The sequence below is a fragment of the Gelidibacter mesophilus DSM 14095 genome (assembly GCF_000423005.1).
In the GTDB taxonomy this organism is placed as follows: Bacteria; Bacteroidota; Bacteroidia; order Flavobacteriales; family Flavobacteriaceae; genus Gelidibacter; species Gelidibacter mesophilus.
In genome coordinates this window covers 1-1,907 of the sequence record NZ_AUHD01000041.1, presented here as the reverse complement: position 1 = coordinate 1,907, position 1,907 = coordinate 1, and the positions used below count along the sequence as shown (strand labels likewise).

General features: G+C 31.9%; 2 protein-coding genes. Both read right to left on the bottom strand.

Features of this window, described 5'->3' with window-relative positions:
* Positions 1-242: 242 nt before the first annotated feature.
* Positions 243-743: a hypothetical protein gene (locus tag G525_RS0117785; protein WP_027127334.1), complete on the bottom strand. Its 501-nt coding sequence runs from the start codon at positions 741-743 to the stop codon at positions 243-245.
* A 157-nt stretch (positions 744-900) separates the two neighbouring features.
* Positions 901-1,812, bottom strand: a complete 912-nt coding sequence (locus tag G525_RS0117780) for a hypothetical protein (protein ID WP_027127333.1) — start codon at positions 1,810-1,812, stop codon at positions 901-903.
* Between the last annotated feature and the right edge of the window lie 95 nt (positions 1,813-1,907).

Sequence of the window (1,907 nt, the reverse complement as noted above, 5' to 3'; positions counted from 1 at the left end):
TTTTTAGTTTAAAAGGTTCTGAATACCGTCTAATTACTTTGTCATTTCTGTACATAATGTTTAAAATTATGTAGCCTTTATTCAGGACGGGTCAATATGTTGCACAACGGTCTCGTATAACCGTCAGTTACGGGTTAATATGCGTTAATTTGCGGTTTGGCACTGACTTTAGCAATTCCGAGTGGATTCGGACGTAGTCGAATCCGCCGTAATTGCGGTTATACATTGTTGTACTGCGTTTTTTATTCTCCAAGAGCTATTAAAATTCTATAAAATTCCTCTCCATTTTTGAAACTAAAGTATCCTTCTTGTCCACCAAGTTTATCCATAATGAATGTGTATTTAATTCTTTCAACCTTTTCATTGTCTTTTTTGTCAATTATTTCGGCTTTTCCAGCTTTTAATAATTCCAAAAACTTTAATTCATATTCGATGAATTTTAATTTCCCTTTCCATTCTTTTTCAGTAAAAATCAAGTCAGATTTTAACGAATTCAGTTCGTCAATTTTGCTTTTAACGCTTTGGTCATAAAAATCTGCTAAATCATTTTTAAAAAGAGTAGTTAATTCATTCTTGTCAAATAGAATAAGTACTTTTTCATTTTCCGTTCCGACTTTTATAGATTTTTCGTCTATTCCATTCAGCTTTATATTTTTATTTTTTGTTCGAGCGATAAAAGAACTGGAACAGCTTGTTATTCCAAAAATTAAAGTGAGTAATAAAGTTCCAATTTTTCTATTCATTTCGTTTTTCTCAAATGCACTACAACGTTTGGTATAAGCGCAGTAGCGGGATTGACGCACGAACTTTTCGGTTTACAATCAACCTTTGATTTATAAAATTACTTTCGGTTAAGCACTAACTTCGCTATTGCGTTTATACTCGTGTTGCCCACAGTTTTTAATTCTTCATCCAATTTATCAAGTCTTGTTCGTTTACTATTGACCAAGAATGTGGATGCCTTTCTCCATTTTCCCGAAAACCTTTATTTTCTGTTTTTATCAGTTCGATATTATTATTCCCAAATTCGGTTTTTAATTTTTCCGATAATTTTTCAATATAAAAGGCATTTAAATCTTCATAATCATTGTTGGCATTTTCCTTCCACCATTTTAAATCCGGTTCTGTGTAAAGTCTAATTTTTAAATCTTTTATTCCTGTGAGATTATCGATGTTTTGAGTTTCCAAAGTGAACGGTGAGTTCAGTTCGTAATTGGCGATTCCGTTCTCTGGATTTCCAAACTCAGTATCTAACATTTCTTTAATCCACTCTGATTCCGCAATAGATGGTTCCGAAAAATTAAGTTTTAAATTCTTCTCAGCGGTTTTATAAAGCCCTAATAGGTCAACAGGCGAATCCACTATAAAAACACCTTTTGGTTGAATTTCACCTTTGCTTTTTACGAGATAATCACTAATTATTAAACTTACATTTCCTCCGCTCGAAAATCCGCCAACAAATATATTTTTTTCAGGCAAATTTTGTTCTTTGACTATTCCTGTTATTTTTTCCGCTAACTCTTTCTTTTCTTTTGGATTTAAATATAAACGTTCGTTTAAGTTCATTGCCAAGACTGAAAAGCCATTTTTCTTGCTAATTTCAACAATTTTAAATTCGGATAATGTATTTTCTGCATCACACGGAAAACAAGGAAATAGAATTAAAAGTCCTTGTTGATTTTCTGCTTTGATTAGTTCAAATTCAGAGGTTTTTATTATTTCAGATGTAGCTTTTTCGGTCGGTTTATTTTTCTCGTTTTGTCCTTTGCAAGACATTGTAATCAAAGCTAAAATTATTATGTATTTCTGCATTTTTTTGTATTGTGGGCAACGTGAGTCTGTGCATCAACTCAATTCGGACTAAAATTAATGAATCAATTGCTATTTAGAGAGCGGTTAAGGTAGTA

Excerpts from the sequence above, each read along its gene's own strand:
- G525_RS0117785 (WP_027127334.1), bottom strand. The coding sequence starts at position 743 with ATGAATAGAAAAATTGGAACTTTATTACTCACTTTAATTTTTGGAATA.
- G525_RS0117780 (WP_027127333.1), bottom strand. The coding sequence starts at position 1,812 with ATGCAGAAATACATAATAATTTTAGCTTTGATTACAATGTCTTGCAAA.